Origin of the sequence: Compostimonas suwonensis, from assembly GCF_002797855.1 — a bacterium.
Lineage (GTDB): Bacteria > Actinomycetota > Actinomycetes > Actinomycetales > Microbacteriaceae > Compostimonas > Compostimonas suwonensis.
In genome coordinates, this window is record NZ_PGFB01000008.1 from 13,535 (window position 1) to 37,391 (window position 23,857).

Consider the following 23,857-nt stretch of genomic DNA (forward strand, 5'->3'; position numbering starts at 1 on the left):
GCCCGACTCTCGGCCCCGCTCAGTTCTCGGGCTCGGGCTCCAGCGCGCGGTTCGAGTCGCTGCGTTCGCCGCCGTGTTCGACCCGGAGCAGGGTGATCGCGTCCTCGAAGTCGTCGAGCGAGTCGAAGGCCTGGTAGACGCTCGCGAACCGCAGGTAGGCGACCTCGTCGAGGTCGCGCAGGGGCGACAGGATGGCGAGGCCGATCTCGTTCGCGTTGATCTGCGAGGCACCGGTGGCCCGCACCGTCTCCTCGACCTTCTGGGCGAGCACGGCGAGGTCGGAGTCGGTCACGGGCCGGCCCTGGCAGGCCTTGCGCACCCCCGAGACGATCTTCTCGCGGCTGAACGGCTCGACGACGCCGTTGCGCTTGATGACGTTGAGGCTCGCGGTCTCCGTCGTGCTGAAGCGCCGGCCGCACTCGGGGCACTGTCGACGGCGACGGATGGAGAGGCCGTCGTCGCTCGTCCTCGAATCGATGACCCGGGAGTCGGGGTGACGGCAGAAAGGGCAGAACATGGTGCTTAGAGCCTATCCTCCGGCTCTGAGGCCGAGCTGTGATCGAAACGTGCGGTGACGGCGTCGCCGTGGGCCGGCAGCTGCTCGGCGTGCGACAGCGCGACGATCTTCTCCGCCACCTCGCCGAGCGCCTCCCTGCTGTAGCGCACGAGCTGCTGCGGGCGCAGGAAGCTGTAGGCGCCGAGGCCCGAGGAGAAGCGCGCCTGGCCGCCCGTGGGCAGCACGTGGTTCGAGCCGGCCAGGTAGTCGCCGAGGCTCACGGGGCTGTGCGCGCCGAGGAAGATCGCGCCGGCGTTCTCGATGCCCCTGAGGGTCTCCTCCGGGTCGCTCGTCTGAAGCTCGAGGTGCTCGGGGCCGTAGGCGTTGCTGAAGGCCACGGCGGTCTTGAGGTCGTCGACGAGCACGATCGCCGACTGCGGCCCGGACAGCGCCGCGCGCACACGCGCGGAGTGCGTCGTCGACGCGGCGAGGAGCTCGAGCTGGGCCTCGACCCGTTCCGCGAGCTCGAGCGAGTCGGTGACGAGGAGCGCCGCGGCGGCCTCGTCGTGCTCGGCCTGGCTCACGAGGTCGGCGGCGACGAGCCGGGCGTCGGCCGCGGAATCCGCGATCACGAGGATCTCGGTCGTGCCCGCCTCGGCGTCGATGCCCACCTGGCCGGTCACGAGGCGTTTGGCGGCGGCGACGTAGATGTTGCCGGGGCCGGTGATGACCTGCACGGGCGTGAGCCCGAGCGACGGAACACCCCAGGCGAGGGCGCCGATCGCGCCGGCGCCGCCCATCGTGTAGACCTCGTCGATGCCGAGCAGCCCCGCGGCGCCGAGGATGACCGGGTGCACCCGGCCGTCGAACTCGCGCTGCGGCGGCGACGCGATGGCGATCGAGGCGACACCCGCCACCTGGGCCGGCACGACGTTCATCACGACGCTCGAGGGATAGACGGCCTTGCCGCCGGGAACGTAGAGGCCCGCCCGCGCGACCGGCTGCCAGCGCTGCACGATCTGCGCGCCCGGCCCGATCGACGTCACGATCTCGGGAGGGACCTGGGCGGCCGTCGCACGCCGCACCCGGTCGATGGCCTCCTCGAGGGCCTCGCGGACAGGGGTCTCGAGAGCGATGACGGCGGCCGCGATCTGAGACGAGGGCACGCGGATGTCGCGGGGCCGCACCCCGTCGAAACGCTCGGCCTGCTCGAGCAGCGCGTCCGCACCGCGCGAACGCACCTCGTCGATGAGGGTCGCGGCGGCGGCCGAGGCGACCGACACGTCGATCGTCGGGCGCGGGACGAGTCCCAGGAGTTCTGTGGGGTTAGGCTTGTGGCCCCGGAGGTCGCGACGCTGGATCATGGCCAGACAAGCCTAGCGGTCCCGCCCGGGTCGCAGCCGAAAGGCCTCTTCCGAGGGGAATATCATGGCGGCCGAAACGATTGATGCATTCGTATGAGTGAGACGACCCCGCCCCAGGATTCCCACGACGACCGGACCTCCGCGACCTCGCCGGCGACGCCGGCCGACCTCGAGGCCTTCAAGCAGGCTTTCCGGCGGCATGCCGCCGGTGTGGCGGTCGTGACGGCGCTGACGCCCGACGGCACGCCGGTGGGCTTCACCGCGACATCCCTCGCCTCGCTCTCGGCCGTGCCGCCCCTCGCGACCTTCAACATCGCCCGCTCGGCGAGCTCGTGGCCCGCCCTCGCCGAGACCGATCGTGTGGTCATCCACATGATGGGCTCGCGCAACCGCGACGTCGCCCAGATCATGTCCGGCGACAACGCCGTGCGCTTCGACGGCGAGCACTGGGAGGCCGGACCCCACGGCCTGCCCGTGCTCAAGGGCGTGACCTCGTGGATGGTCGGCCGCATCGTCGAACGGCTCCAGGTGCACAACAACGCGGTCGTCGTCGTGCAGATCGAGCAGGGCGCCCTCGGCGACGAGGACGAGGCCCTGCTCTACCACGAACGCAGCTACCGCACCCCCGGCGACCCCGTCTGACCCCGGCGCTCGACCAGCAGGCGTCGAGCGCGGCTTTGTCGCCGGGCGACGAGCGTCGAAGCCCCGCGCTCGACGACAAGCCCGCGCTCGACGACACGAACCGCGCGCAACACTAGCCGAGGCAGTTGGGGCCGAGGAGGCTCTTGAGCTCGCCGTAGAGGTCGGCCGTCACCGAGACGGGGTGCGGGACCTCGAAGACCCGCGCCATGTCGCCCTTGACGAGCTTGAGGCGCACCTCGTTCTCGCCACGATGCCGCATGAGCACCTCGCGCAGGCCCTGCACCCGTTCGGTCGTCGCCCTGTTCTCGGGGATGTTGAGCACGAGCGGGCCCGAGTCGGCGCCCTGGCCCATGTCGGGCGAGAAGATGTTGAAGGCGTGCAGGTTCATGCCGTCGTCGCGCATGCTCACGCGCCCGCGCACGACGACGATCGAGTCGTTGACGAGGGTCGAGGAGAACTCCTGGTAGGCCTTGCCCATGAACATCGCGGTGATCTCGCCGCCGAAGTCCTCGACCTGGATCATGCCGTACTGGTTGCCCGAGCTGCGGGCGACCCGGTGCTGCACACTCGTCACGAGGCCCGCGACCGTGACGGTCTCGCCGTCCTGGATGGACTCGGAGGCGATGAGGTCGGCGATCGAGATGCTCGCGTGCTTCGCGAGCGGCACCTCCAGCCCCGCGAGCGGATGGTCGGAGACGTAGAGCCCGAGCATCTCGCGCTCGAAGGCGAGCTTGTCGCGTTTCGACCACTCGGGGCGCTCGGGCACGAGCGAGATGCTCGGAACGTCGACCTCGTCGAAGAGGCTGTCGAAGTCGAAGCCGATGTCGCCGTTCTCCTCCGCCCGCTTGTCTTTCACGACGGACTCGACGGCCTGCTCGTGGATCTCGACGAGCGCGCGCCGGGTGGCGCCGAGCGAGTCGAAGGCCCCCGCCTTGATGAGGGACTCCATCGTGCGCTTGTTCGCGACCTGGAGGGGAACCTTGCGCAGGAAGTCGTGGAAGGACTCGAAGCGGCCCTTCTCCTCGCGCGCCTTCTTGATGGCGTCGACGACGTTGAAGCCCACGTTGCGCACGGCTCCGAGGCCGAAGCGGATGTCGTTGCCGACGGCCGCGAAGAACCCGATCGACTCGTTGACGTCGGGGGCGAGCACCTTGATGCCCATCCGGCGGCACTCGTTGAGGTAGATCGCGAGCTTGTCCTTCGAGTCGCCGACGCTCGTGAGGAGCGCGGCCATGTACTCGGCCGGGAAGTGAGCCTTGAGGTAGGCCGTCCAGTAGGAGACGACGCCGTACGCGGCCGAGTGCGCCTTGTTGAAGGCGTAGTCGGAGAACGGCAGCAGGATGTCCCACAGCTTGTTGACGGCGTCCATCGAGTAGCCGTTGGCCACCATGCCGCCCGAGAAGCCCTCGAACTGCTTGTCGAGCTCGGACTTCTTCTTCTTGCCCATCGCGCGCCGCAGCAGGTCTGCCTGGGCGAGGGTGAAGCCGGCGAGCTTCTGCGCGACCGACATGACCTGCTCCTGGTAGACGATCAGGCCGTGCGTGCCGCCGAGCACCTCGGAGAGGGGCTCCTCGAGCTCCGGGTGGATGGGCGTGATCTCCTGCAGGCCGTTCTTGCGCAAGGCGTAGTTGGTGTGCGAGTCCGCGCCCATCGGGCCGGGCCGGTAGAGCGCGATGACGGCCGAGATGTCTTCGAAGTTGTCGGGCTTCATAAGCCGCAGGAGCGAGCGCATGGGGCCGCCGTCGAGCTGGAAGACGCCGAGGGTGTCGCCGCGGGCGAGCAGCTCGTAGGCGGGCGCGTCGTCGAGCTCCAGATCTTCGAGCACGGGCCGGAAACCGCGGTTCGACTCGATGTTGTCGAGCGCGTCGTCGATGATCGTGAGGTTGCGCAGCCCGAGGAAGTCCATCTTGATGAGGCCGAGCGCCTCGGCTGCCGGATAGTCGAACTGCGTGACGATCTGGCCGTCCTGCTCTCGCTTCATGATCGGGATGATGTCGATGAGCGGATCGCTCGACATGATGACGCCGGCCGCGTGCACGCCCCACTGCCGCTTGAGGTTCTCGATGCCGAGAGCCGTGTCGAAGACCGTCTTCGCCTCGGGGTCGGTCTCGACGACGGCCCGGATGTCGGCCGCCTCCTTGTAGCGCGGGTGGTCTTTGTCGAAGATGCCGGTGAGCGGGATGTCTTTGCCCATCACGGGCGGCGGCATCGCCTTCGTGAGCTTCTCGCCCATGCCGAAGGGGAAGCCGAGCACACGCGAGGAGTCCTTGAGCGCCTGCTTCGCCTTGATGGTGCCGTAGGTGACGATCTGGGCGACGCGCTCCTCGCCGTACTTGTCGGTCACGTACTTGATGACCTCGCCGCGGCGACGGTCGTCGAAGTCGACGTCGAAGTCGGGCATCGAGACACGATCGGGGTTCAGGAACCGCTCGAAGAGCAGCCCGTGCCGGATGGGGTCGAGATCGGTGATGCGCATGGCGTACGCGGCCATCGAGCCCGCACCCGAGCCACGACCCGGCCCGACCCGGATGCCGTTGTTCTTCGACCAGTTGATGAAGTCGGCGACGACGAGGAAGTAGCCGGGGAAGCCCATCTGCACGATGACGCCCACCTCGTAGTCGGCGCGCTTGCGCACCTCGTCGGGGATGCCGTTCGGGTAGCGGTAGTGGAGGCCGGTCTCGACCTCTTTGATGAACCAGGTGTCTTCGGTCTCGCCCTCGGGCACCGGGAACCGGGGCATGTAGTTCGCCGAGGTGTTGAAGGCGACCTCGCAGCGCTCGGCGATGAGGAGCGTGTTGTCGCAGGCCTCGGGGTGGTCGCGGAACAGCTCGCGCATCTGCCGGGCCGACTTGAGGTAGAACTCGTCGGCGTCGAACTTGAAGCGGTTGGGGTCGTCGAGCGTCGTGCCCGACTGCACGCACAGAAGGGCCGCGTGGCTCGTCGCGTCGTGGGCGTGCGTGTAGTGCAGGTCGTTCGTGGCGACGAGCGGCAGGTCGAGCTCTTTCGCGAGGCGGAGCAGGTCGCTCATGATCCGGCGCTCGATGCCGAGGCCGTGATCCATGATCTCGGCGAAGAAGTTCTCTTTGCCGAAGATGTCGCGGAAGTCGGAGGCGGCCTTCTTCGCCTCCTCGTACTGGCCGAGCCGCAGCCGGGTCTGCACCTCGCCGCTGGGGCAGCCCGTGGTCGCGATGAGTCCGGAGCTGTACTGCGAGAGCAGCTCGCGATCCATACGCGGCTTGAAGTAGTAGCCCTCGATCGACGCCCGCGAGGAGAGGCGGAAGAGGTTGTGCATGCCCTCGGTCGTCGACGAGAGGAGGGTCATGTGGGTGTAGGCGCCGGCCCCCGAGACGTCGTCTTCGCCGCCGCTGCCCCACCGCACCCGGGTGCGGTCGCCGCGGGCGGTGCCCGGCGTGAGGTACGCCTCGGTTCCGATGATCGGCTTGATGCCGGCATCCGTCGCCGTCTTCCAGAAGTCGAAGGCCCCGAAGACGTTGCCGTGGTCGGTGACCGCGACGGCGGGCATGCCCTGCTCGACGGCGGCCTCGATGAGGGGTTTGACTCGGGCCGCACCATCGAGCATCGAGTACTCGCTGTGCACGTGCAGATGAACGAAAGAATCGCCACGAGAGGACAAAACAGCTCCGGCTCTCTAGTGTTTCGGTACCGAACGGCGGGGCCCGCGAAGGGCTGAGAAAAGACTAACTCCGACCCAGGACATCGAGGGCGTGCTGCAGGTCTGCGGGGTAGGCGGAGCGGAACTCGACCCACTGCCCCGAGTCGGGATGCGCGAAGGCGAGCCGCGAGGCGTGCAGCCACTGGCGGGTGAGGCCGAGCCGCGCCGAGATCGTGGGGTCGGCGCCGTACATCGCGTCGCCGACGCAGGGGTGCCGCTGTGCGGCCATGTGCACCCGGATCTGGTGCGTGCGACCGGTCTCGAGGTGGATCTCGAGCAGCGAGGCGGAGGGGAACGCCTCGATCGTCTCGTAATGGGTCACCGAGGGCTTGCCGTCGGCCGTGACCGCGAACTTCCAGTCCGACCTCGGATGGCGGCCGATGGGCGCGTCGATCGTGCCCGCGAGCGGATCGGGATGTCCCTGAACGACGGCGTTGTAGATCTTCTCGACCTCCCGGTCGTGGAAGGCACGTTTGAGGCCCGTGTAGGCCAGCTCGCTCTTCGCGACGACCATGAGCCCGCTCGTGCCCACGTCGAGGCGGTGCACGATGCCCGCGCGCTCGGCAGCCCCGGACGTCGAGATGCGGTAGCCGGCGGCGTGCAGGGCCCCGACGACCGTGGGACCCGTCCAGCCGACGGAGGGGTGCGCGGCGACGCCGGCCGGTTTGTCGACGACGACGATGTGGTCGTCGTCGTAGACGATCCCGAGATCCGGCACGGCGATGGGCACGATCGCGAGCTCTTCGCGCGGCGACCAGGAGACCTCGAGCCAGCCGCCCGCGCGCAGGCGGTCGGACTTGCCGAGGGTCTTGCCGTCGAGGGTGACTCCCCCGGCCTCGGCGACCTCGGCCGCGAAGCTGCGCGAGAAGCCGAGGAGCTTCGCGATGGCCGCGTCGACGCGGACGCCGTCGAGGCCGTCGGGGAGCGGGAGGGAACGCGACTCCACGGTCACCGCGGGGAGTCGCCGGGAGCGACGGGCGAGTCGGTCGGAGACGGGGCGGCCGTGTTCTGCGCCGCCTCGGGCGCGGCATCCGTGCCCTTCGAGCGGGCGACGCGGGTGCCGTCGAGGCCGACGCCGCGGATCGTCAGGATGATGAACAGACCCATGCTCGAGACGATGGCGATGTCGGCGCAGTTGTAGATCGCCGGCAGCATCCACGGCGTGTAGATGAAGTCGACGACGTGGCCCACTCCGAAGCCGGGCTCACGCGTGAGCCGGTCGGTGAGGTTTCCCAGGATGCCGCCGAGCAGCAGCCCGAAGAGGATCGCCCAGCCGATCGAGCGGATGCGCCGGGCGAACCAGATGATGAGCACCATGACGGCGATGGCCGCGATCGAGAAGATCCAGGTCATGCCGCTTCCGAGGCCGAAGGCGGCGCCCGGGTTCTTCACGAAACGGAGCTGGAGAGCCTCACCCAGGACGTTGACCTGCTCGCCCAGGGTGAGGTTCTCGACGACGAGATACTTGGCGACCTGATCGGTGACGAAGACACCGACGGCCACGACGGCCAGGACGACGAGCGAGACGACGCTGACCTTCGTGGCGGTCTTAGCCGCCAAAGCTCTGGAAGCTCGGAGGCTGCGGTGCTGCTACCGGCGCGGGGTTCTCGGAGACCGGAGCGCTGTAGCTCGCGGGCCCGGTGCTGTCGAGCTCGCGCAGCTGACCCTCGATGTAGCCCTTGAGCTTCTGACGGTAGTCGCGCTCGAAGTTGCGCAGCTCGTCGATCCGGCCCTCGAGCGCGGAGCGCTCCTGGTCGAGCGCGGTGAGCTGGGTGCGCTGCTTGGCCTCGGCCTCGGCGACGACGCGCGCTGCGGTGGCGTGACCCTCGGCGATGAGGGCGTCGCGCTTCTCGATGCCCTCGCGCACGTGCTCGTCGTGCAGACGGCGGGCGAGCTGGAGGAGGTTGTTGGTGCTCGTCGAGTCGGCGACCTCGGCCGGGGCGGCCGTCGGGTAGCTGAGCGCGGCGGTCGGGGGCTGCGGCGCGACGGGAGCGGCGACGGGGGCTGCCTGCTCGCTGGCGAGGCTCGGCTGGCCCGCGCTGCGCTGCAGCTCGGAGATTCGCGAGTCGCTCGCGACGAGGCGCTGACGGAGCTCTTCGTTCTCCTGGTTCAGGCGGCGGAGCTCGACGACGACCTCGTCGAGGAAGTCGTCGACCTCGTCTTGGTCGTAGCCCTCACGGAACTTGGTCGGCTGGAACCGCTTGTTGACTACATCTTCCGGAGTTAGCGCCATGGCTTTCCACCCTTAGAACTCGAACGAACACAAAACTCATTTACGAATGTCAACGCTAGCAAAGTCGGCTGCGTACCCACCATCGAGTCGGACGCCGCTTCGGGGCGTCCGCCTCAGGATACAACGACTCACCGTGAGAGAAGGCTGGTGACGAACATCCCGATGATGACGCAGAGCATCGTGACGCTCCAGCCGAAATCGAGTGCGACCGGCCCGAACGACACCGGAGGGATGATGCGCCGGAAGAATTTGATGGGCGGGTCGGTCACCGTGTACGCCGCTTCCGCCAGCACGAGCCCGAACCGGCCCGGCCTCCACCCGCGTCTGAACGTTCGCATGAGGTCGACGATGAATCGCCCCCACATGATGAAGAAGTAGATCAGAAGGAGGTAGTACGCGATGGAAGCGATCAGGGAAACTATCGAGATCGTCGTCACCCGTCAAGTATGGATGACTCTACGGCTGTGCGAAAAACGAGGCCTCGACGCCGGCCTCGCCCTGCGACTGATCGCCCGAGACGGCGACGTGCGAGGGGGAGAGCAGGAAGACCTTGTTGGTGACGCGCTCGATCTTTCCGTAGAGGCCCTGTGACAGGCCGCTCGCGAAGTCGATGAGACGACGGGCGTCGCCCTCGCTCATCTGCGAGAGGTTGATGATGACCGGGATGCCGTCACGGAAGCTCTCGGCGATCACCTGGGCGTCGCGGTACTGCTTGGGGTGTACGGTCAGGATCTCATTCATTTCCACCGGCGGCGCGCTCCTTGTCGTGGACGTTCTGCGCAGGGGGGTGACCGGAGCGCGGTTCTCGCTCGCGGGCGTGGTGTTGCGGACCGGGGTCACGGGTGCGGCCTGCTGGGCAGGCGTCTCCTCGTATTCGAGTTCCTCGTCGGCCAAGCCCAGGTAGACCATGGTTTTCTTGAGCGGGTTGGACATCGTTACCTCCGTGTCGAATCGTGCAACAGTTCGAGATTAACCGGCCTGCGGTCTGTTTCCCGTGATTGCCGTGCCAATCCGCAGGTGTGTCGCCCCTTCGGCGATGGCCGCGGGGTAGTCGTGGGACATGCCCGCCGAGATCGCCCAGGCCGCGGGGTCGAGGCGCCGCACACGCTCGCTCGCCGCACGCAGGCGTGCGAACGCGCTGCGGGGCTCCTCCCCCAGCGGCGCGACCGCCATGACCCCCAGGAGCCGCAGCCCGCGTGCCTCGAGCACATGCTCCACGAGCGCCTCGAGACCGGCTGAGGCCACACCGCCGCGTGCGGGGTCGTCGGTGAGGTTGAGCTGCACGAAGCAGTCCAGCGGCTCGTCGAAGGCGTCGAGGGCGTCGACGAGCGAGAGGCGGTCGACCGAGTGCACGGCGTGGGTGTACGCCCGCACCTGCCGGGCCTTTTTGCTCTGCAGCTGCCCGACGAAGTGCCAGAGGAGATCGAGGTCGCGCAGCTCGTGCGCCTTCTCCTGCGCCTCCTGGTGCCGGTTCTCGCCGACGTCGCGCACCCCGAGCGAATGGAGCTCGGCGACGAGCGACGCGGGCTGGAACTTGGTGACGACGATCGTCTTGACCTCGGCCTCGGAACGAGAAGCGGATGCCGCGGCATCCCGCACCCCCTGCCGCACGGCTTCGAGGCGCTCGGCCAGGGTGCCCGGCAGCTGCTCCATCACCGCGCCGCTACTTCAGGAAGTCGGGGATGTCCAGATCGTCGTCCTCGTCTTCGAAGGCGGGGTCGGCGACGACGCTCTCGGCCGCGGGCTGCTCGGCGATGGGGCTCCACGGGCTGCCGGCCGTCGCCGCCTCGGCGGTCTCGCCCGCCTCGGATCCGACCGCCGCCAGAGAGGGGGCGCCGGCGCCGGCCGCGACGAAGTTGCTGCGTCGCGAGTCGACCTTGACACTCGGCTCTCCGCCGTCGAAGCCGGCCGCGATGACGGTCACCCGCACCTCGTCGCCGAGCGTGTCGTCGATGACGGTTCCGAAGATGATGTTGGCCTCGGGGTGCACGGCCTCCTGCACGAGCCTGGCGGCGTCGTTGATCTCGAAGATGCCGAGGTTCGATCCGCCCTGGATCGACAGGAGCACGCCGTGCGCGCCCTCGATGCTCGCCTCGAGGAGGGGCGAGGCGACCGCGAGCTCCGCGGCCTTGATGGCGCGGTCCGCGCCGCGCGAGGAGCCGATGCCCATGAGCGCGGAGCCGGCGCCCTGCATGACCGACTTGACGTCGGCGAAGTCGAGGTTGATGAGACCGGGGGTCGTGATGAGGTCGGTGATGCCCTGCACGCCGGCGAGGAGCACCTCGTCCGCCGTCGAGAAGGCCTCGAGCATGCTGATGCCGCGGTCGCTGATCTCGAGCAGACGGTCGTTGGGAACGACGATGAGCGTGTCGACCTCGTTCTTGAGCGCCGCGACGCCGACCTCGGCCTGGTGCTGGCGGCGCTGGCCCTCGAAGCCGAAGGGCTTCGTGACGACGCCGATCGTGAGCGCACCGATCGACTTCGCGATCCGCGCGACCACCGGGGCGCCGCCCGTGCCGGTTCCGCCGCCCTCTCCCGCGGTGACGAAGACCATGTCGGCGCCCGCGAGGGCCTCCTCGATCTCCTCCGCGTGGTCTTCGGATGCGCGCCGGCCGACCTCGGGGTCAGCTCCGGCGCCGAGGCCGCGGGTGATCTCGCGGCCGACGTCGAGCTTGACGTCGGCGTCGCTCATCAGGAGCGCCTGAGCATCCGTGTTGATGGCGATGAACTCGACCCCCCGGAGGCCGAGCTCGATCATGCGGTTGACGGCGTTCACGCCGCCACCGCCGATGCCGACGACCTTGATCACGGCGAGGTAGTTCTGGTTTGTAGTCACGTCCGGCCTCCGCTGAAACTTTCAACCTCAGGTTAAGGATTAAAGTTATGCTCAGTATGCAATTCCTGACTTGACGTTAGGTGCGCAACCGCCGCGCGGCGTGACCCCGTGCCGCGTGTCGCGAAAGTCAGTGCCAGACCGGGCTGTTCGGCGACGAGACGTCGTAGACGACGGGCGTGTTCGGGTCGTGCTGCGGCAGCAGCTTCGCGAGCACGACGGCCTTGAACGCCGAGTCGTCGGCACTGCCCCAGATGACCTGCTGGCCCACCCCCGTGAAGACGAGGGTCACGTCGTCGTTGGTCGTCGCGACGACCCGGTCGACATGGCCCCTGAGGTCGTCGGGCAGCGAGCGGATGACGGAGCTCGCCGCGACGAAGGCCGGGCCGCTCGGTGCGCCCTGGGTCTCCATGAGCGGATAGCCGGGCGGGCGCTCGGCCGTGCTCTCGACGACCACGCCGGCCGCGTCGACGAGGTCGAAGCCGGCGGCCGAGGCGACGAGGCCCACCGGCACGCGCTCGACGATGCGCACGACGATCGTGTTCGGCGGGCGGCTCTCGGTCGAGAAGCTCTGGATGAGGGGGAAGGTCGCGAGCGTCGACTGGATGCTGTTGACGTCGACGAGCGGCAGCGGCGTGCCGAGCTGGCCGTCGAGAGCCGTCGCGAGCTGGGCCGGGTCGACGCGCTGCGCTCCCTCGATCTGGATGGTCTTGAGCGCCATGAGCGGCGAGTATGCCCCCACGACGACGAAGGCGACGAGACCCACGATCGCGATCGACGAGACGAGCCAGATGATCCGGCGGCGGCGGGTGCGCTTGGTGAAGCGCCGCACCTCCGAGCGTTCGAAGCGCCGGCGCTCCGCGGTCGCCTCACGCAGCCGTCGGCGGGCCTCCCGGGCCGTGAGCGCCGTCTCGGCGCTGTCGCGCTCCTCGGCCGTGATCGTGTCGGAGCCGGCGCCGGTGGGCCGTCCGCGCCCCTCCAGACGCGGCAGCACCTCCGTCACGTGGGCGAGGGGCTCCTCGGCCGCGCCCACCCCCGCGGTCGCCGCCGCGCCGCCCGGCAGCGGGATCGGCTCGGTCGTGGGATCGGCGCCGCCACGGGGCGCCTGCGGGCGGCGGCGGGCGGCGGCATCCTGCGCACGGGCGGCCTTCGCGCCGGGATCCCGTTTCGACGGACCGGACTGCCCGGACTGCCCGGACTGGCCGGACTGCCCCGACGGCTCGGACTGCCCCGACGGCTCGCGCGACGGCCCCGCCGGGCGGTTGATCCCCTCGGGTCGCTTCACAGTCCCCTGCCCGTCATCCCCGCACCCGTCATCCCCGCGCTGATCCCCGCACCGTTCCCTCGGCGTCCGCCTCCGTCGAGCGGAGCGCGTCGAGCAGCTGCGGCACGATGCGGTAGACGTCGCCGCAGCCGAGCGTGATGACGAAATCGCCCTCACGCGCGATCGTGGCCGTGTAGTCGGCGGCGGCCTGCCAGTCGGGCACGAAGGCGACGTGCGAGGCGTCGTCGAACCGGGCGGAGACGAGCTCGCCCGTGACCCCCGGCTCCGGGTCCTCCCGGGCCCCGTAGACGTCGAGCACGACCGTGTGGTCGGCGTAGCGCTCGAGCGTCTCGGCGAACTCGCCGGCGAACAGGCGGGTGCGGCTGTAGAGGTGCGGCTGGTGCACGGCGATGATGCGGCCATCGCCCACGACCGTACGCGCGGCGCTCAGAGCGGCCGCGACCTCGGTCGGGTGGTGCGCGTAGTCGTCGTAGACGCTCACGCCGCGCACGGTGCCGTGCAGCTCGAAGCGGCGCTCGGTGCCGCCGAACTCGGCGATCGCCGCGAGCGAGCCGGCCGGGTCGAAGCCGAGCCCCGCGAGCACGGCGAAGGCGCCCGCCGCGTTGATCGCGTTGTGCCGCCCCGGGATGCGCAGGGTCGCCGAATAGCTCGCTCCCGCGTAGTCGATCGTGAAGGCCACGGGGCCACGGGTGACGATGTCGCGCACGCGCACCTCGGCCGCGGCATCCTCGCCGAAGGTCACGACCTTCTGGCCGCCGGTCGCCCGGCCCTCGAGATCCTTCGTGACGGCGACGGCGCCCGGGTCGTCGGAGGACACGACGACGAGCTCGCTCGCGGAGCTCGCGAAGGTCACGAAGGCCTCGCGGAACGCCTCGAGCGAGCCGTAGTGGTCGAGGTGATCGGGGTCGACGTTCGTGATGAGGGCGACGGCGGTGTCGTAGAGCAGGAAGGAGCCGTCGGACTCGTCGGCCTCGACGACGAAGAGGTCGTCCGACCCGCTGGCCGAGCTCACGCCGAGCGACTCGATGACGCCGCCGTTGACGAAGCTCGGGTCTGCGCCGAGGCCCAGGAGCCCCGTGATGATCATGCCCGTCGAGGTGGTCTTGCCGTGCGCTCCCGCGACGGCCACGAGCCGGTGCCGGTTGATGAGCCAGGCGAGGGCCTGCGAACGGTGCAGCACCGGAAGGCCGCGCTCCTTCGCGAGCAGGTACTCGGGGTTGTCGGCCCACAGCGCCGAGGTGACGACGAGCGTCTGCGCCTCGCCCACGTTGGCCGCGTCGTGCCCGATCGTCACGGTCGCGCCCTGCTCGCGCAGCGCGTCGATGTTCGAGGAGTCACGCACGTCGGAGCCGGTCACGGTGTAGCCGGCGTCGAGGAACAGCCGGGCGATCCCGCTCATGCCCGCTCCACCGATGCCGACGAAGTGGAGGCGTCCGAGCTCCTCGGGGATCTCGATGGTCGGGTCGGGCTTGATCACGTGGTGCTCTCTTCGTGCCTGCCAGCGAGGCTGGGATGGTGTGCGGCGGACTGCGCCTACCGTTATACGGTACGCGCCTGGAGGCCGTGCTCAGGTGTCGCGGCGGAGCGCGTCGTGAACGAGGTCGGTCATCCGCTCGGCTCCGTCGAGAACGCCGACGGATGCCGCGGCCGCCGCCATCGCGTCGATCCTCTCCCGATCCGCCAGCAGTGGCACGAGCGTCGAGCGCACCCACTCGGGAAGGAACGCCGTGTCGTCGACGAGGATTCCCCCGCCGGCCTCGACGACCTCGCGGGCGTTGAAGCGCTGCTCGCCGTTGCCGACCGGATAGGGCACGAAGACGGCGGGGATGCCGAGTGCGCTCAGCTCGCTCACGGTCGCCGAGCCCGCGCGCGAGACGGCGGCGTCGGCGACCGAGAGGGCGAGGTCCATACGGTCGCAGTACTCGACCATCCGGTAGCCCTCGAGCCCCGGGTCTGAGACCTCCGACTTCCGGCCCGTGATGTGCACGATCTGGTACCCGGCGTCGAGCACGGCCCGCGCCGAGCCGACGACCGTGGCGTTGATGCGCCGCGAGCCGAGCGAGCCGCCCGTGACGAGCAGGGTCGGCCGGTCGGCGGCGAGCCCGAAGAGGTCGAGGCCCTCCGCACGGTGCGCCGCCCTGTCGAGCCGGGCGATCTCCGGGCGCAGCGGCATCCCGACGAAGCTCGCGTGCCGCAGCGGCGTGCCGTGGAAGGCGACCCCCACGTGCTGCGTGTAGCGGCTGCCGAGGCGGTTGGCGAGGCCCGGCTTGGCGTTCGCCTCGTGGAGCGCGAGCGGCGTGCGCAGCCGGCGCGCCGCGAGGTAGGCGGGAGCGGACGCGTAGCCGCCGAATCCCACGACGACCTCGACGGAGCGCTCCTGGATGATGCGGGCGATCTGCGCGATCGTGCCCCGGAAGCGCCCCGCGAACCGGACCGCGTCGCGGTTGGGCCGGCGCGGGAACGGCAGGCGCGGGATGACGAGCAGCTCGTAGCCGCGCGCGGGCACGAGGCGCGCCTCGAGCCCCTCCGCGGTTCCGAGCACGAGAACCGTCGACTCCGGCTCGCGCTCGCGGATCGTGTCGGCGACGGCGAGCAGGGGGTTGACGTGGCCGGCGGTGCCGCCGCCCGCCAGGAGGTACGTCGTCATCGGGTGGGCTGGCGCTTTCTGCGAGGGCGGGCGGTCGCGGCATCCGCCACCTCGCCCGGGAGCCGCGCGGGCTGGCGCGCGAAGGAGAGCACGATGCCGATCGCCACGAGGGAGGTGATGAGCGCCGTGCCGCCCGAGGAGATGAGCGGCAGCGGAACCCCCAGCACGGGTATCACCCCGAGCACGACCCCGATGTTCACGCACGCCTGGCCGATGATCCAGACCAGGATGCCGCCGGTCACGACCCGCGGGAAGACTTCGGTCTGCGCGTGCATGATGCGCACGAACGAGACGGCGAGGAGGATGAAGAGGGCCAGCACGACGATCGCGCCGAGCAGCCCCAGCTCCTCGCCGATGATCGCGAAGATGAAGTCGTTGTCGGCCGCGGGCAGCCACGACCACTTGGCCTTCGAGTTGCCGAGGCCGACGCCGAAGATGCCGCCGTTCGCCATCGCGTAATAGCCGTGCTGGATCTGCCAGCACGAGTTCGCGTAGTCGGTGCAGTCCTCGGAGAAGAAGGCCTCGATGCGCTGCAGCCGGTTGGGGCTCGAGATCGCGACGACGGCGGCGGCGATGGCGCCGAGCACGATCGGCAGTGCGAGGATCCGCAGCCGCACACCGGCGAAGAAGAGCGCGCCGACGACGATGCCCGCCATGATGATGACCGTGCCGAGGTCGCCGCCTGCGAGCACGAGGGCGATCGAGCCGCCTCCGACGATCGCGATGGGCATGAGGATCTGCTTGGTCTGGTTGGGCGCTCCGATGCGCCGGGCGAGGAAGACGCCGAGCCAGACGATGAGGGCCACCTTGAGCGCCTCGGAGGGCTGGGCCGTGAAGGCGCCGATGCGCAGCCAGTTCTTGTTGCCGCCGATCTCGTAGCCGAGCGGGGTCACGAGCACGAGCAGCTGCAGGATGGCGCCGAAGGCGAGCAGAGGCAGAGCCCAGCGCTTCCAGAAGGTGGGCGGGAAGCGGCTGATGACGAGCATGAGCGGAACCCCGATGCCCGCGTAGAGCGCCTGCCGCCAGAAGCCGCCGAAGAAGCCGTCGTCGTCGAGGTAGGAGTCGACCGAGGATGACGAGAGCACCATCACGAGACCCAGTGCGACGAGGAAGAGCGTGGTGCCGAGCAGCAGGAAGTAGTTCGCGGTCTCGGCGCGGAACAGACGCCCGAGCGAGATCCGGGCCGAAGAGCCGGTGCCGGTCGCGGTGCCTGCACCCGCACCCGTGGCCGCCGTGTCGTCGCCCGAGGGGCCTGCGCCGGCGCCCCGGCTCCGGCCGAAGAGCCTACTCGCCGTCGGTGCGCTGCGAGGCGGACTCGTCATCCGCCTCACCTCCCAAAAATTCTCGAACGGCCTGAGCGTACGACCGACCGCGATCCGCGTAATCCCGGAACTGGTCCATCGACGCCGCCGCCGGGGCCAGGAGGACGACGTCACCCGGCTCGGCGAGCTCGGCGGCCAGACGGACCGCGCTCGGCATTACCTCTCTAGTCTCGGGCGCATCCACTTCGTAGAGGGGCACGTCGGGGGCGTGTCGCCGGAATGCCTCCCGTAGCGCGTCGCGGTCCGCTCCGATGAGCACGACCCCCCTCAGATGCTCGGCGTGCCCGCGCACGAGATCGTCGACCTCGACGCCCTTGAGCAGGCCGCCGGCGATCCAGACGACGGAGGGGAAGGCGCGCAGAGAGGCGTCCGCCGCGTGCGGGTTGGTGGCCTTCGAGTCGTCGATCCACAGGACGTCGCGCACGAGCGCGACCCGCTCGATGCGGTGCGCGTCGAGGCGGAAGCCCTCGAGCGCCGCCTTGATCACCGCCGGCGGCACCCCCATCGACCGCACGAGTGCGCTCGCCGCGAGGATGTTGGCGAGCACGTGCGGCGCCGCGAGCCCGAGCTCGGCGAGCTCCTCCACGGTCGTGATCTCGAGGGCGCTCGTGAAGCGCTCCTCGTGGAAGGCGCGGTCGACCACGATCCCGTCGACGATGCCGAGGTCGCTCGGCCCCGGCACGCCGAGACCGAAGCCGATCGCGCGGGCGCCCTCGATCACGTCGGCCTCGCGCACGAGCTCCTCCGTCACGGCATCCGCCTTGTTGTAGACGCAGGCGGCCCGGGTGTTCTGGTAGACGCGGCCCTTGGCCTCGCGGTAGGCCTCGGCCGAGCCGTGCCAGTCGAGGTGGTCGTCGGCGATGTTGAGGCACACGCTCGAGTAGGGCACGAGCTCGCCGCCGGCGTTGCGGTTGACCCAGTGCAGCTGGTAGCTCGAGAGCTCGACCACGAGCACGTCGAAGCCCTGCGGGTCGCGGATCGCGTCGAGCACGGGCACGCCGATGTTGCCGCACGGCGCCGCCCGCAGCCCTCCGGCCACGAGCATGGTCGCCGCGAGCTGCACGGTCGTCGTCTTGCCGTTCGTTCCCGTGACGCACAGCCATTCGGCCGGCGTGCCGACCTTGTCGCGCAGCCGCCAGGCGAGCTCGATGTCGCCCCACACGGCGATGCCGCTCGCGGCCGCCCACTCGAGCACGGGATGGTCGGGATGGAACCCCGGGGAGACGATCACGAGCTGCGGGTCGAACCCGCGCAGGCCCTCGGGCACGACGTCGAGAGGATGCCGCAGCAGCCCGGCCCCGATCACCTCGAGCAGGCGCGCACGATCGTCGTCCGCCGTCGAGGCGACCACGAGCACCGAAGAGCCGAGCTCGACGAGGGTGTCCGCGACCGAGAACCCCGTGACGCCGAGTCCCAGCACCGCGACCCGCAGGCCGCTCCAGTCGTCGTGCCAGCTCGTGAGGCTCGCGAGCCTGTCGTCGAGGGGCTCGGTCATCGCGACAGCCATTCGAGGTAGAAGGTTCCCACCCCGGCGGCGACGAGCAGCCCGGCGATGATCCAGAACCGCACGACGACGGTGACCTCCGCCCAGCCCTTGAGCTCGAAGTGATGGTGCAGCGGGCTCATCAGGAAGATGCGTTTGCCCTTGGTGATCTTGAAGTACGCCCGTTGCAGGATGACCGAGCCCGTGACGATCACGAAGAGGCCGCCGATGAAGATGAGGAGCAGCTCGGTGCGGCTGAGGATCGCGAGAGCCGCGAGGGCGCCGCCGAGGGCGAGCGAGCCGGTGTCGCCGAGGAAGATCTGCGCGGGCGAGGTGTTCCACCACAGGAACCCGACGAGGGCGCCGGCGATGCTCGCCGCCACGATGGCGAGGTCGAGCGGGTCGCGCACGTCGTAGCACTTGTACGCGACGTCCTCGCTGAGCGTCGGGCTGAAGCACGACTGGTTGCTCTGCCAGAAGCCGATGATCACGTAGGAGCCGATGGCCACGATCGAGGAGCCCGTCGCGAGGCCGTCGAGGCCGTCGGCGACGTTGACGCCGTTCGAGGTCGCCGTCACGAGCAGGCTGATCCAGATGAGGTAGACGATGACCCCGGCGACCGTGCCGAAGACCATGAAGTCCACGGGCAGGTCGCGGATGAACGAGATGCTCGTCGAGGCGGGAGTGACCCCCTCCTCGTTGGGGAACTGGATCGCGAGGATCGCGAAGACGCCCGCCACGATCACCTGGCCGGCGATCTTCGCCCAGCCGGTGAGACCCAGGCTGCGCTGATTGCGCGTCTTGAGGAAGTCGTCGATGAAGCCGACGATGCCGAGCCCGACCATCATAAAGAGCACGAGGAGGGCGCTCGGCGTGAAGTGCTCGCCGTTGACGAGCGTCGCGATGCCCACCCCGAACAGCACGGCCAGGATGATGATGATGCCGCCCATCGTGGCGGTGCCGCGCTTGGCGTGGTGGCTCTGCGGCCCGTCGTCGCGGATGAACTGGCCCCACTGGAGCTTCTTGAACAACCGGATGAACAGCGGGGTCAGGAAAAGCGTGAACGCCAAGGACAGCCCTGCGGAGGTCAGTAGGACGATCACGAGAACGATTCTCCCAGTCGATCGCCCAGAAAACGCAGTCCTGCGGAATTCGACGATTTGACGAGCACCGTGTCGCCCGCCCTCAGCTTCGGCCGCAGCCACTCGTAGGCGTCGTCGGCGGTGTCGGCGAAATACGATTCGCCGTCCCACGAGCCCTCCTTGATGGCCGAGATGTGCATCCGCCGCGCGGCCGTTCCGACGACGACGAGCTGGTCGATGCCCAGGCGCACCGCGAGCAGCCCGATACGGTCGTGCTCGTCTCCGGCGAGCTCGCCGAGCTCGCTCATCTCGCCGAGCACGGCGATCGCGCGCCCCCCGGGGCCCGTGATCTGGGCGAGGGTCTTGAGCGCCGCAGCCATGGAGTCGGGGCTCGCGTTGTAGGCGTCGTTGATGATCGAGACGCCGCCCGCCCCGCCCAGCACCTCCATACGCCAGCGCTCGGCGCGGGTGACCGACTCGAGCGCGGAGACGACGGCGTCGATGCCGACACCGAGCTCGTGGCTCGCCGCGGCCGTGGCCAGGGCGTTCATCACGTGGTGCTCCCCGAGCACGCGGAAGACGACCGGTCGGCTCTCTCCGCCCGGCAGGTGCAGGGTGAAGCGCGTGCCCTCGGATGTCGCGACGACGTCGGTCGCGCAGACATCCGCCCCTTCGCCGATGCCGAACCACACCACTCGCGCCGCGGTCTTGTCGGCCATCGAGGCCACCCGCGGGTCGTCGCGGTTGAGCACGGCGACGTCGCCGGGCAGCAGATCGCTCACCATCTCGGTCTTCGCGGCGAGGGTCGCCTCGATGCCGCCGAACTCGCCCGCGTGGGCGAGGCCGACCTTGAGCACGATCCCGATGTCGGGGCGGGCCAAGCGCACGAGGCGGCTGATCTCGCCCACCTTGCTCGCGCCCATCTCGGCGACGAGGAACCGCGTGCTCTCCGTGACCTCGAGCATCGTGAGCGGGGCTCCGACCTCGTTGTTGAAGGAGGCTCGCGGGGCGATCGTCTCGCCGACGCCCTCGAGAACGGTGCGCAGGAGGTTCTTGGTCGTCGTCTTGCCGTTCGATCCCGTGACCCCGACGATCTTCAGGGCCCCGAGCTCGCGCACGCGCCGCACGACCTCGTGGGCGAGCTCGCCGAGGGCGTCGACGCTGTCGGCGACGACGACCTGCGGCACAGGGGCGTCGACGAGCCGCTCGACGATGAGCAGAGCGGCACCGGCCTCCACCGCGGCGTCCGCGAAGAGGTGGCCGTCGGTGAACTCGCCGGGCTTCGCGACGAAGACGCCGCCGGGCCCGATCTCACGCGAATCCGTGTCGACGGCTCCGTTCACGACCGTCTGCGGCGTGGCCTCCCCCGCGAGGTGGAGCGTGCCGCCCGTGATGCGGGCGACCTCCTCGAGTGTCAGGTCGATCATCTAGAGCCAACCCGCTTCCATGAGCGCGAGCCGCGCGTCGTCTCGGGCCGAGTAGGGGAGCTTCTCCCCCGCGACCTCGTGATAGTCCTCGTGTCCGGGGCCTGCGTACAGAATCACGTCTCCGTCCTGGGCGTGCGCGAGGGCTTCGCGGAACGCCGCCCTGGGGTCTGCCACCTCGTAGATCTCGCGCTCGGGCACGGCGGCCCGTGCGGCGCCGACGAGTGTCGCGCGAATGGCTGCGGGGTCTTCGAAACGCGGGTGGAAGTCGGTCACGACGACGACGTCGGAGCCCCGCGCCGCGATCGCGCCCATGTCGACGCGTTTGCTCGCGTCGCGGTCGCCGTCGGCGCCGAAGACCATGATGATGCGGCCCCGGGCGAACTTCCGGATGGCCGCGAGGGTGTTCTCGAAGGCGTCGGGGCTGTGCCCGTAGTCGATGTAGACGAGGGGCCCGCGCCCCCCCGAGATGAGCTCGGCCCGGCCCGGGATGAACACGTCGATGCCCCCGTCGCGCTCGAGCGCGTGGGCGATGACGTCGACGTCGTAGCCGGCCTCGACGAGCATGACGATCGCGAGGGCGGCGTTGGCCGCCATGAACCAGCCGAGCAGCGGGATCCGGGTCTGCAGCCGCTGAGAGCCGGGGCCCTCCAGCACGAACTCGGTGTGGCCGGCCGCCTCCTCGGTGAGGGTCATGGTCCACTCGGCCTCGATGCCCGGACGCGTCGCGAGGGTGACCACGGGGATCCGCGACTCGGCGACGAGCCGGCTCCCCCACTCGGAGTCGACGGTCACGACGGCACGGCGGGCGCGGTCGGGCTGGAACAGCTCGAGCTTCGCCCGGAAGTACTCGTCCATGTCGGCGTAGTCGTCGAGGTGGTCGTGACTCAGGTTCGTGAAGCCGACGACGTCGAAGACGACCCCGTCGATGCGATGACGCGAGAGCGCCTGCGCGGAGACCTCGATGGCGACCGTGCGCACCTCGGCCTCGCGCATCCGGGCGAGCATGCCGTGCAGCTCGGTCGCCTCGGGGGTCGTGAGCCTGCTCGTCACGGCGAGCGAGCCGATCCGCCGCTCGGCGGTCGAGCTGAGGCCCGACACGACCCCGAGCTGGCCGAGGATCGCGCTCAGGATGTAGACGACCGAGGTCTTGCCGTTCGTGCCCGTCACCCCGAGCAGGGTGGGCGGGTCTTCGAGCGTGCGATAGACCCACGCGGCGACGTCGCCGAGGGCCACGCGCACATCGCTCGTGATGACGACGGGCAGTCCGCTCTCGGCGGCGAGCTCGGCGCCGGCCTCGTCGGTGAGCACGGCGACGGCGCCGGAGTCACGGGCGACGCCCGCGAAGGACGCCCCGTGGGCGTTGCGCCCCGGCATCCCGATGTAGAGGTCGCCCGCCTCGATGGATCTCGAGTCGAGGCTCACCCCGCTCACCTCGACCTCGTCGATGCCGCCCCGATGGTCGAGGCCGAACTCGGCGACCAGACCCGAGAGCGACCGCGGAACGGGATGCTCGGGACGAAGAGCCGATGGGGCCTGGAAAACCGGTTCCGTCACAGGGCCTCAGTCTTTCGTGGTCGCGTCATGTCACCAGGTGGTCGGCAAGTTCGGCGATGGTTCCGTCGAGGGCTTCACGCGGTAGGTCTTGAGCACCTGGGTCATGATCTCCTGGAAGACCGGAGCCGAGGCCGCCGACGAAGTAATCGTAACGGGGTTCGCGATATTCACCGAAACGACGTACTGGGGATCGTCGGCCGGGGCGATGCCCGCGAGCGACACGAGGTAGCTGTGGCTGTACGCCCCGTTGCCGTCCGACATCTGCGCGGTGCCCGTCTTCGCGGCCACCCGGTAGCCGGGGATCGTGAGCGTGTCGCTCAGCCAGCCGTCGGTCACGACGGACTCGAGCGCGTTCACGGTCTGCGTCGCGGCGGACTCCGAGACGACCTGCGTGCCCTGCGCGGCCGGGGCGTCGGTGATCGTGCCGTCGGGCTGGCGGCATCCCTCGACGAGCTGCACCGGCATCCGCACGCCCTTGTTGCCGAGGGTCTGGTAGATGCTCGCGACCTGGATCGCCGTCGTCGAGTACGCCTGGCCGAATGTGGTCGCGTAGTGCGACTGGTTGTCCCAGGGCAGGTCGTTGAGGATGCCGCCGGACTCGCCCGGGAAGCCGACCTCGGTCTCGGTGCCGACACCGAACTTCTTCAAGTAGTCGTAGCGGGTCTGCTCGTCGAGCTTGTCGCCGAGCAGCGACATGCCCGTGTTCGACGACTCCATGAGCACGCCCGTGAGGGTGAGGTTCTCGGGGTCGTGGTAATCGCTGTCGTTGATGTCGGCGCCGTTGGGGAAGATCTGCCGGTAGGGGGCGACGACCTGGGTGAGCGGGTCGGCGACGCCGGCGTCGATGAGGGATGCCGCGGTGAGCGACTTGCCCGTGGAACCGGGCTCGAAGGGGGCGCTGAACGCCCGCGAGCCGCGGTCGGCCTCCGCCGTGGCGTCGACGTTGTTGGGATCGACCGTCGGATACTCCGCGACGGCGAGCAGCTTGCCGGTCTTGACCTCCATGACCGTGGCGATGCCGTAGGTGCCCCCCACGGCCTGCACCTGCTCGGCGAGTCTCTGCTGCGAGAACCACTGCAGGTCGGAGTCGATCGTCAGAACGACGTCGCCGCCGTCCTTCGCCTGCTTGGTCGTCACCGTGCTGCCGGGGAGACGCACGCCGTCGGCGCCCTTCTCGTAGGTCTCCTCGCCGTCGACGCTCGCGAGGCATGAGTCCTGGTCCTCCTCGATGCCCGCGAGCGGAGTGCCGTCCGATCCCACGAATCCCACGAGGTTGCCCGCGACGGAGCCGTTCGGGTACACCCGGCCGGGCACGCGTGCGAAGTAGGTCCATGGGATCTCGAGCGCGGCGACGGCCCGGTACACGTCGAGGTCGACCGTCTTCGTGAGCATGGCCCACTGGGAGTCGGGGTCGGCGGCCAGCGCGCCGGAGATGACCGCGAGGATGCTCTCGGGCGTCTGCCCGGTGATCGCCCCGATCTCGGCGGCGGCCTCGGCGACGGAGACGGTGACCTCTTTGCCGTCGGCGCCCTCGCGCTCGAACGGCTTGGCGTCCTCCGGGGAGATCGTGATGTCGAAGCGGTCGACGCTGTCGGCGAGCACGACCCCCTTGTCGTCGAGGATACTGCCACGGGTTCCGTAGACGTCGACGGGCACCGAGCGCTTGCCGAGCGACTCCGTGTTGATCTCATCGGCCCGCACCACCTGGATGTCGACGAGCTTGACGACGAACACCCCGACGATCGCGAGCAGCCCGACGATGGCGATGGCGAGACGGCGGCGGTGCGATCGTGAATTGGCGGTCACTCGGACGCCT

At 69.6% G+C, this 23,857-nt stretch carries 20 protein-coding genes; 1 reads left to right on the forward strand and 19 read right to left on the reverse strand.

Annotation, left to right across the window (positions count from 1 at the left end; genetic code table 11):
* Positions 1 to 19 precede the first annotated feature (19 nt).
* Positions 20 to 517 (reverse strand): transcriptional regulator NrdR, encoded by a 498-nt coding sequence (gene nrdR / locus CLV54_RS16880; RefSeq protein WP_100346178.1) that lies wholly within the window; start codon positions 515 to 517, stop codon positions 20 to 22.
* A 5-nt stretch (positions 518 to 522) separates the two neighbouring features.
* Positions 523 to 1,860, reverse strand: coding sequence for a histidinol dehydrogenase (hisD, locus tag CLV54_RS16885; protein ID WP_100346179.1), 1,338 nt, complete (start codon positions 1,858 to 1,860; stop codon positions 523 to 525).
* 93 nt (positions 1,861 to 1,953) lie between these two features.
* On the opposite strand from hisD, the gene CLV54_RS16890 reads away from it, so the two are divergent.
* Positions 1,954 to 2,502 (forward strand): flavin reductase family protein, encoded by a 549-nt coding sequence (locus CLV54_RS16890; protein ID WP_100346180.1) that lies wholly within the window; start codon positions 1,954 to 1,956, stop codon positions 2,500 to 2,502.
* A gap of 112 nt (positions 2,503 to 2,614) precedes the next feature.
* Here CLV54_RS16890 and dnaE read toward each other — a convergent pair whose 3' ends face one another.
* From dnaE to CLV54_RS16975, 17 genes are all read right to left on the reverse strand, one after another.
* A complete protein-coding gene (gene dnaE / locus CLV54_RS16895) occupies positions 2,615 to 6,082 on the reverse strand; it encodes a DNA polymerase III subunit alpha (protein ID WP_100346248.1) in 3,468 nt (1,155 codons plus the stop codon).
* Between the two features lie 118 nt (positions 6,083 to 6,200).
* Positions 6,201 to 7,121: an RluA family pseudouridine synthase gene (locus CLV54_RS16900; RefSeq protein ID WP_100346249.1), complete on the reverse strand. Its 921-nt coding sequence runs from the start codon at positions 7,119 to 7,121 to the stop codon at positions 6,201 to 6,203.
* A gap of 2 nt (positions 7,122 to 7,123) precedes the next feature.
* Complete coding sequence (gene lspA, locus CLV54_RS16905) at positions 7,124 to 7,735, reverse strand: signal peptidase II (protein ID WP_100346181.1); 612 nt, start codon at positions 7,733 to 7,735, stop codon at positions 7,124 to 7,126.
* On the reverse strand, positions 7,725 to 8,408 hold the full coding sequence (locus CLV54_RS16910) for a DivIVA domain-containing protein (RefSeq protein ID WP_100346182.1): 684 nt from the start codon (positions 8,406 to 8,408) through the stop codon (positions 7,725 to 7,727). Before CLV54_RS16910 ends, lspA begins: the two co-directional genes overlap by 11 nt.
* Positions 8,409 to 8,536: 128 nt before the next feature.
* The gene (locus CLV54_RS16915) at positions 8,537 to 8,845 is read right to left on the reverse strand and encodes a YggT family protein (RefSeq protein WP_342745302.1); all 309 of its coding nucleotides are present in this window, start codon (positions 8,843 to 8,845) and stop codon (positions 8,537 to 8,539) included.
* A gap of 19 nt (positions 8,846 to 8,864) precedes the next feature.
* Positions 8,865 to 9,341, reverse strand: a complete 477-nt coding sequence (locus CLV54_RS16920) for a cell division protein SepF (RefSeq protein WP_100346183.1) — start codon at positions 9,339 to 9,341, stop codon at positions 8,865 to 8,867.
* Between the two features lie 36 nt (positions 9,342 to 9,377).
* Positions 9,378 to 10,061: a YggS family pyridoxal phosphate-dependent enzyme gene (locus tag CLV54_RS16925; RefSeq protein WP_100346184.1), complete on the reverse strand. Its 684-nt coding sequence runs from the start codon at positions 10,059 to 10,061 to the stop codon at positions 9,378 to 9,380.
* 10 nt (positions 10,062 to 10,071) lie between these two features.
* A complete protein-coding gene (gene ftsZ, locus CLV54_RS16930) occupies positions 10,072 to 11,244 on the reverse strand; it encodes a cell division protein FtsZ (protein ID WP_100346185.1) in 1,173 nt (390 codons plus the stop codon).
* A 127-nt stretch (positions 11,245 to 11,371) separates the two neighbouring features.
* A complete protein-coding gene (locus CLV54_RS16935; protein ID WP_100346186.1) occupies positions 11,372 to 12,526 on the reverse strand; it encodes an FtsQ-type POTRA domain-containing protein in 1,155 nt (384 codons plus the stop codon).
* Positions 12,527 to 12,554: 28 nt separating this feature from the next.
* Positions 12,555 to 14,003, reverse strand: coding sequence for a UDP-N-acetylmuramate--L-alanine ligase (gene murC, locus CLV54_RS16940; protein ID WP_100346187.1), 1,449 nt, complete (start codon positions 14,001 to 14,003; stop codon positions 12,555 to 12,557).
* Positions 14,004 to 14,093: 90 nt separating this feature from the next.
* Positions 14,094 to 15,173 carry an undecaprenyldiphospho-muramoylpentapeptide beta-N-acetylglucosaminyltransferase gene (gene murG, locus CLV54_RS16945; RefSeq protein ID WP_100346188.1) on the reverse strand — a complete coding sequence of 360 codons (1,080 nt, stop codon included), beginning with the start codon at positions 15,171 to 15,173 and terminating at the stop codon, positions 14,094 to 14,096.
* On the reverse strand, positions 15,170 to 16,495 hold the full coding sequence (gene ftsW / locus CLV54_RS16950) for a putative lipid II flippase FtsW (protein ID WP_100346189.1): 1,326 nt from the start codon (positions 16,493 to 16,495) through the stop codon (positions 15,170 to 15,172). The genes murG and ftsW overlap by 4 nt, the downstream gene beginning before the upstream one ends.
* Complete coding sequence (gene murD / locus CLV54_RS16955) at positions 16,458 to 17,990, reverse strand: UDP-N-acetylmuramoyl-L-alanine--D-glutamate ligase (protein WP_245861791.1); 1,533 nt, start codon at positions 17,988 to 17,990, stop codon at positions 16,458 to 16,460. Before murD ends, ftsW begins: the two co-directional genes overlap by 38 nt.
* Positions 17,987 to 19,081 (reverse strand): phospho-N-acetylmuramoyl-pentapeptide-transferase, encoded by a 1,095-nt coding sequence (gene mraY / locus CLV54_RS16960; RefSeq protein ID WP_100346191.1) that lies wholly within the window; start codon positions 19,079 to 19,081, stop codon positions 17,987 to 17,989. Before mraY ends, murD begins: the two co-directional genes overlap by 4 nt.
* A complete protein-coding gene (locus CLV54_RS16965) occupies positions 19,078 to 20,487 on the reverse strand; it encodes a UDP-N-acetylmuramoyl-tripeptide--D-alanyl-D-alanine ligase (RefSeq protein ID WP_100346192.1) in 1,410 nt (469 codons plus the stop codon). Before CLV54_RS16965 ends, mraY begins: the two co-directional genes overlap by 4 nt.
* Positions 20,488 to 22,041 (reverse strand): Mur ligase family protein, encoded by a 1,554-nt coding sequence (locus CLV54_RS16970; RefSeq protein WP_100346193.1) that lies wholly within the window; start codon positions 22,039 to 22,041, stop codon positions 20,488 to 20,490. It abuts the gene before it with no gap.
* 30 nt (positions 22,042 to 22,071) lie between these two features.
* Positions 22,072 to 23,847, reverse strand: a complete 1,776-nt coding sequence (locus tag CLV54_RS16975) for a peptidoglycan D,D-transpeptidase FtsI family protein (RefSeq protein ID WP_100346194.1) — start codon at positions 23,845 to 23,847, stop codon at positions 22,072 to 22,074.
* Positions 23,848 to 23,857: the final 10 nt, after the last annotated feature.

What these genes read in the sequence shown, in the direction of transcription:
- nrdR (WP_100346178.1), bottom strand. Translation starts at nt 517, where the DNA reads ATGTTCTGCCCTTTCTGCCGTCACCCCGACTCCCGGGTCATCGATTCG.
- hisD (WP_100346179.1), bottom strand. Translation starts at nt 1,860, where the DNA reads ATGATCCAGCGTCGCGACCTCCGGGGCCACAAGCCTAACCCCACAGAA.
- CLV54_RS16890 (WP_100346180.1), top strand. Translation starts at nt 1,954, where the DNA reads ATGAGTGAGACGACCCCGCCCCAGGATTCCCACGACGACCGGACCTCC.
- dnaE (WP_100346248.1), bottom strand. Translation starts at nt 6,082, where the DNA reads ATGCTCGATGGTGCGGCCCGAGTCAAACCCCTCATCGAGGCCGCCGTC.
- CLV54_RS16910 (WP_100346182.1), bottom strand. Translation starts at nt 8,408, where the DNA reads ATGGCGCTAACTCCGGAAGATGTAGTCAACAAGCGGTTCCAGCCGACC.
- CLV54_RS16920 (WP_100346183.1), bottom strand. Translation starts at nt 9,341, where the DNA reads ATGTCCAACCCGCTCAAGAAAACCATGGTCTACCTGGGCTTGGCCGAC.
- CLV54_RS16925 (WP_100346184.1), bottom strand. Translation starts at nt 10,061, where the DNA reads ATGGAGCAGCTGCCGGGCACCCTGGCCGAGCGCCTCGAAGCCGTGCGG.
- murG (WP_100346188.1), bottom strand. Translation starts at nt 15,173, where the DNA reads ATGACGACGTACCTCCTGGCGGGCGGCGGCACCGCCGGCCACGTCAAC.
- ftsW (WP_100346189.1), bottom strand. Translation starts at nt 16,495, where the DNA reads ATGACGAGTCCGCCTCGCAGCGCACCGACGGCGAGTAGGCTCTTCGGC.
- murD (WP_245861791.1), bottom strand. Translation starts at nt 17,990, where the DNA reads ATGACCGAGCCCCTCGACGACAGGCTCGCGAGCCTCACGAGCTGGCAC.
- CLV54_RS16965 (WP_100346192.1), bottom strand. Translation starts at nt 20,487, where the DNA reads ATGATCGACCTGACACTCGAGGAGGTCGCCCGCATCACGGGCGGCACG.